The 6,087-nt window shown below is 65.9% G+C and carries 4 protein-coding genes and 1 pseudogene; 4 read left to right on the forward strand and 1 reads right to left on the reverse strand.

Going from position 1 to position 6,087, the window contains the following annotated elements; translation table 11 throughout:
* Positions 1 to 35: 35 nt before the first annotated feature.
* Positions 36 to 2,204 (reverse strand): M1 family metallopeptidase, encoded by a 2,169-nt coding sequence (locus F3J15_RS15930; protein ID WP_166892381.1) that lies wholly within the window; start codon positions 2,202 to 2,204, stop codon positions 36 to 38.
* A gap of 643 nt (positions 2,205 to 2,847) precedes the next feature.
* Here F3J15_RS15930 and F3J15_RS15935 point away from each other — a divergent pair.
* From F3J15_RS15935 to F3J15_RS15950, 4 genes and pseudogenes are all read left to right on the forward strand, one after another.
* A complete protein-coding gene (locus F3J15_RS15935) occupies positions 2,848 to 3,342 on the forward strand; it encodes an LEA type 2 family protein (protein WP_166892384.1) in 495 nt (164 codons plus the stop codon).
* Between the two features lie 143 nt (positions 3,343 to 3,485).
* A pseudogene (locus F3J15_RS15940) lies at positions 3,486 to 3,817 on the forward strand (YegP family protein).
* Between the two features lie 136 nt (positions 3,818 to 3,953).
* Complete coding sequence (locus F3J15_RS15945; RefSeq protein WP_166892386.1) at positions 3,954 to 5,087, forward strand: class I SAM-dependent methyltransferase; 1,134 nt, start codon at positions 3,954 to 3,956, stop codon at positions 5,085 to 5,087.
* An 89-nt stretch (positions 5,088 to 5,176) separates the two neighbouring features.
* A complete protein-coding gene (locus tag F3J15_RS15950) occupies positions 5,177 to 6,067 on the forward strand; it encodes an SAM-dependent methyltransferase (protein ID WP_166892389.1) in 891 nt (296 codons plus the stop codon).
* Positions 6,068 to 6,087: the final 20 nt, after the last annotated feature.

Here is a 6,087-nt window from a genome sequence, read left to right on the forward strand (position 1 = left end):
CCGCAGGCTGCGCGGCGCCGGCCGGATGCGCACCGTTACTGCGTCAGTACCTTGCGCGGCTTGAAGATGCCCTGGTAGTGCAGTGCCGGGCGTTCCTTCGTCACCGGCTCGAGGCCGCCGAAGGTCGGCGTCTGGCGCAGCTTCATCGCGGCCGGCGAAGCGACCGAACCGATCGACGTCGAGCGCGATGCCGGCGCGAGGTTGTTCGCGACGAGCAGTGCGGCCTCGCTCTTCAGGTTCGCGAGCAGGACCGGATCGGTCGAGCCGTTGACCTGCGTGAGCAGCCCGCTCCAGGCCGCGTCGCTGTAGTTCACGACGTAGTAGTCGAGCCCGCTCGGGTCGGCGACCACGCCCGTGCAGCCGTCGATGCGCGTTTGCGTCTGCGTATCCTTCAGCGCGAGCGTCGTGCGTTTCGCGAGACCCTGGCCGTACGCGAGCGTGATCGGCACCGTCCATTGCAGGCCCGGATACGCGTTCTTGTTCGGGAACGGCTGCTGTTTCAGCGTGATGACCGTCTGATTCTTCGTCAGGTCGCACTGCGTGTCGAGCGAGATCAGCGGCACGCCGGTCTGGCGGACGTAGCTGTCGCCGATCGCGCCGATCGCCTGGCCGCTTTCCTTCGACAGTGCATCCCACAGACGCTTCGGCGTACCGTTGCCGAACGAGTAGTCGACCAGGTACTGCTGGAGACCGCGGCGCAATGTCTGTTCGCCGAGATAGTTCTCGAGCGTCTTCAGCACGTGGCCGCCCTTGTCGTACGTGAACGCGCTGGCGCTCAGCACGAAGTCGTTCGACGCCCAGCCGTTGAAGTTCGGTGCGACCGGGAACGCGTTCGGGCCGATGTCACGATTGATCACGCGGTACTTGTTCTTCACCTGGTCGAGCCAGCTGAACTCGTTGGGGAAGAACTGGATCGTCGTCTTCGTCTCGAAGAACGTCGCGAACGACTCGTTGAGCCACACGTTGTCCCACCAGTCGGTCGTGACCAGATCGCCGAACCACTGGTGCGCGACTTCGTGCGTCAGCACCTCGTTGCCGTAGTGCGACATCGGCTGGCCCGGCTGCGGCAGGATGTCGTCGGCGAACTCGAGGATCGATCCCCAGTTCTCCATCCCGCCGAAGTTCAGGTCCTTCTGCTCCTTGAACGCGTCGTTCGCGGCCACCGTGTCGAACTTCGTGAGCGGCAGCGCGATGCCCGTATAGCGGTAGTAGAAGTCGAGCGCCTGCTTGGTGCGGTCCATCGCCGGCTTCGCCCAGTCGCTCATGCCCGGCGGCGTGAACACGCGCAGGTGCAGGCCGCCCTTGCCGCCCGGCAGCGGGCTCGAGAAGTCGTCCTCGTAGGTGTCGAACAGGCCGCCGCCGAAGAACAGCAGGTACGACGGCATCGGCGGGGTCTTCTCGAACTGCACGAGCTTGTAGCCGCCGCCGACGTTGGTCGACGGTTTCTCGGCCGCGTTCGACACGACCCGCCAGCTTTGCGGCACTTCGGCCGTCACTTCATAGGTCGGGCGGAATGCCGGCTCGTCCCAGCCGGGGAACCACTGGCGCGACAGGTTGGTTTCGCCCTGGGTGAGGATCGCGCCGCTCGTCTTGCCGTCGGTGCCCTTCAGGTCGACGCGGAAGACGCCTTCCGCGGCCGAGCAGCCCGGATACGGATCGTCGCCGCAGCTGCCGCCGGTCTTCGCGACCGGATCGTCATACGACTTGAAGTTGATGATGCCCGTCCACTCCATGTGCAGCGAATAGTTGCCCGGCGAGATCGTGCCGCTCACGGGGCGCAGCTGGTAGAAGTCGCCCTTGTCCTGCGGCGTCGCGATCAGCTGGATGTTGCCCGGCTGCAGCGTGATGCGGCCGTTCGTGAATTTGATCCGGTGGCCGGCGATCACGATGTTGTTGACCGGCTTCAGCACCTTGATCTCGACGTCGGCACGGCCGTCGAACGCGTTCAGCGCGTCGTTCGGGCGGAACCACAGCCGGTAGTTCACGGGTACCACGGTGTCCGGCAACTCGACAGGCGAGACGCTCTTGTCGACGTTGGAGGCGCTCGGCGGCGCGGTGACGGTGGGCGACGAGCCCGAGTGCGGCGCGCCGGCGGAGCTGAGCGCGGAAGCCGAGCCCGCGCCGCCGTCGTCGCCGCCGCACCCGGCTAGCGCGAGCGCGGCGACGATCGGCAGATAACGCATCTTGCGAATGTTGATCGACATGACTGAAACCTCGATTGTTGAAAGAATCGTTCAGTGCTGCGAAAACGCCGGCAAAGACAATCCCCTCGCCGTTAATCAACAGCGATGAAAATGCCAATGACGGATTATTCGAAAAGACGGCGGCCGACTACGTGAAGGTAATCATGGTTTACTGCCCCCTCTGGATTTCCGGATGTCGGTTAACTTGCCGGTTCAAAATGGCCGGGCGCGTGTTGTACTGAATTGATTTCGCGCGCACGACACGGAGCCACACGCCCTGGGCGGGCGCGCTTTCCCCTTTGAACAGACGACCTACGGGGCTGGCCGGGCCTCGTCGCAGGATGGCAGGAAGGCATGTCGCCGTTCCGTAAAATCACCGTCATGCGGCTTCAAGGTTTGTCGGCTTGCTCGAAGGATGCGTAAATATACTTGATGGTTTTAGGTAAAGGAAACGAAAAATTTAGAAATTGCATCTATTGAATTCGCCGTGCTCCATTGAATGCTGGAAGGCATTAATGCGCTTTCCGTTTGGCTGTTATCTTCGTAGTTTTAATCTATTAACGATCTCGCGGGACTGCGAAAACTACGAAACCCGGCGTACCGGGGCGTGCTCGGTACAATGCAGCGACGATCCGCTCACCGATTGCCGCGAGGAGGTTTTCCCATGCCACGAACCCTGTTCCGTATCGCGCCGCTGCGCGCCGTGCTGCTGCTGTTCGCCGCCGTGCTCCTGCTCGGCGGTTGCGCGGGGCTGACGCGCGACCCGGTGCGCGTGACGGTCGTCGGGCTCGACCCGCTCGTCGGGCAGGGCCTCGAGATGCGTTTCAGCCTGAAGCTGCGCGTGCAGAACCCGAACGACGCGCCGATCGACTACGACGGCATCTCGGTTGCACTCGACCTGAACGGCACGCCGTTCGCGGGCGGCGTCAGCGATCGCTCGGGCACCGTGCCGCGCTTCGGCGAGGCCGTGCTCGACGTGCCGGTTTCCGTGTCGGCCTTCGCCGCTGCGCGGCAGGCGTGGAACCTGCCCGGCGCGGCCGCGAACGGCGAGCTGCCGTATGCGCTGCGCGGCCGGCTCGCGGGCGGCGTGCTCGGCACCGTGCACTTCAACGACGCGGGCACGCTGCGCCTGCCCGCGATGCCGGGGTGGGGCGGATAGCATGCGTGGCTGCGGACAACGTCGCGCAAACGTCACGCAAAATTGACGATTTGACGCTCTTCAACATTCATTCTGGCGCCATGTCGATTTTTGCCGATGCGGCACGTAGACTCGCTGGCCGGACACTTTTCCAGGAGAAATACATGGCGGCAAAATTCGAAATCATGAAAGCCACGAACGGTCAGTACTACTTCCATCTGAAGTCGGCGAATGGCGAGATCATCCTCGCGAGCGAGCGGTACGAAGAGAAAGGCGGCGCGAGAAACGGGATCGCGTCCGTGCGTGAAATGCACCGCGGGACGAGCGTTACGAGCGGAAGCTCGCCCGCAACGGCGAACCCATGTTCAACCTGAAGGCCGCGAATCACCAGGTCATCGGTACGAGCGAAACCTACACGAGCGTACAAGGGCGCGAGAACGGCATTGCAGCCGTCAAGCGCGACGCGCCGGTTGCCGAAGCCTTCGACCTGACCTGATCGCCGGTTGCACCGCCGCGAGCGCCTTCGGGCACGCGTTGCGGTGCCTGTTTTGCCGGGTCGGGCAAAGCGCGGTATGGTGTGGTCCGCGCGGTGAATTCTCGCCGCCGTTGAAGCCAACCGTAACCGAGTTCGCGTGACCGATTTCCCCGTTTTCCACTGGACCGACGCCGACGGCGCCGATCATGCCGTGCGCTGGCGCTCCGAAGCCGGCGTGCAACCGCCGAAGCGCGCGGTGCCCGCCGACGACCGCCTCACTGCCGACGCGGCCTACCGTCTTGCCTGCGAGGGCACCGCGCTCGTCTGGCAGGGCGATTTCCAGAATGCGCGCCAGCTCGTGCAGGCGATGGCGCGCCGTGTCGAGCGCAAGCCGAAGAAGGCGAAAGCCGCGGCCGGCGTCGACGCATTCAACCTGCATCGTCTCGCGCAGTCGCAGCGCGCCCGCACGCTCGGCATGCTGCTGATCCCGCTCGATGCCGACTACACGATCCCGCTGCGCCGCGCGCCCGACGTGCGCGCCGCATGCGAAGAGGCGTACGGGCCCGGCGGCGCGCCGTCGGTCGTGTCGTTGCGCGAACTGCTTGGCCTCGTCGGTGCGCACGAATGGCGCAAGAAAGGGGTGCCGATCCCGGCGCTCGGCGGTGCGCCGATCCACCCGCACTACGGCGTGTTCTCGCCGGTGCGCGGCGAATACGTCGAACTCGTCGCGCGCGCGCCGCTGCCGGCGACGTCGCTCGCGTTCGACATCGGCACCGGCACCGGCGTGCTGGCGGCCGTGCTTGCGTCGCGCGGCGTCGAGCGTGTCGTCGCGACCGACCAGGATCCGCGGGCGCTCGCCTGTGCGCGAGAGAACGTCGAACGGCTGGGCCACGCGGATCGCGTCGAAGTCGTCGAGGCGGATCTGTTCCCGGCCGGCCGTGCGCCGCTCGTGGTCTGCAACCCGCCGTGGGTGCCGGCCCGGCCGAGCGCACCGATCGAATACGCGGTCTACGATCCGGACAGCCGCATGCTGCGTGGCTTCCTCGCGGGGCTCGCCGCGCACCTCGAGCCGGGCGGCGAAGGCTGGCTGATCCTGTCCGATTTCGCCGAGCATCTCGGCCTGCGGCCGCGCGACACGCTGCTGCAATGGATCGACGAAGCGGGCCTCGTCGTGCTCGGCCGCGACGACATCCGCCCCGCGCACCCGAAGGCGATGGATGCCGACGATCCGCTGCACGCGGCACGCCAGGCCGAGGTCACGTCGCTCTGGCGGCTCGGCGCACGAGCCTGACCGCGCATTTTCGGTAAACTACCGCCATTCCTCACGAATTCCCGCCGCCGGGCCGTGGTCGACCGACCGTGGCCCGGCGCCGCTTCACGATGTCGAACAAGACCCACGAAATCCGCCCGGAGCAGTCCGTCGAGCTGCTGAAGGAACTGCACATCCTCACCCGCGACGGGAAGCTGAACCAGGACAGCCGCCGCAAGCTGAAGCAGGTCTATCACCTGTTCCAGTTCATCGAGCCGCTGCTCGCCGGCGTGCAGGCCGAGCGTGGCAGCGTGACGCTCGTCGATCACGGCGCCGGCAAGTCGTATCTCGGCTTCATCCTGTACGACCTGTTCTTCAAGCAGCAGCCGGGGCACGGCACGCCGGCGTTCGCGTCGCACGTGTACGGGATCGAGACCCGCGAGGAGCTCGTCACGCGCTCGGCCGAGCTTGCCGCGCGGCTCGGGTTCGGCGGCATGTCGTTCCTGAACCTGTCGGTTGCCGATTCGATCACGTCGCCGAAACTGCCTGAAACGGTCGACGTCGTCACCGCGCTGCACGCGTGCGACACGGCGACCGACGACGCGATCCGCTTCGCGCTCGCGAAGCGCGCGCAGCACATCGTGCTGGTGCCGTGCTGCCAGGCGGAAGTCGCGGGCGTGCTGCGCAAGAACAAGGGCAAGTCGCTCGCGAACGCGCTGACGGAAGTGTGGCGGCATCCGCTGCATACGCGCGAATTCGGCAGCCAGATCACCAACGTGCTGCGCTGCCTGCAGCTCGAAGCGCACGGCTACCAGGTCAGCGTGACCGAACTGGTCGGCTGGGAGCATTCGATGAAGAACGAGCTGATCATCGCGCAATACAAGAACCTGCCGCGCCGCCGGCCCGGCGAGCGGTTGAACGAGATCCTCGGGATGTTCGGGCTTGCCGAGCTGAACGAACGCTTCTTCGTGCCGGAAGCCGCGGCCGCGGGCGGCGAGGCCGTCGAACCGGCCGCAGGCTGACCTGCGCGCGGGCGGGCGCG

It is taken from the genome of Burkholderia sp. Ap-955 (assembly GCF_011753045.1).
Classification (GTDB): domain Bacteria; phylum Pseudomonadota; class Gammaproteobacteria; order Burkholderiales; family Burkholderiaceae; genus Burkholderia; species Burkholderia lata_D.

Bases quoted from the DNA above. Each gene is read 5' to 3' on its own strand.
- F3J15_RS15930 (WP_166892381.1), bottom strand. From the start codon at position 2,204: ATGTCGATCAACATTCGCAAGATGCGTTATCTGCCGATCGTCGCCGCG.
- F3J15_RS15935 (WP_166892384.1), top strand. From the start codon at position 2,848: ATGCCACGAACCCTGTTCCGTATCGCGCCGCTGCGCGCCGTGCTGCTG.
- F3J15_RS15950 (WP_166892389.1), top strand. From the start codon at position 5,177: ATGTCGAACAAGACCCACGAAATCCGCCCGGAGCAGTCCGTCGAGCTG.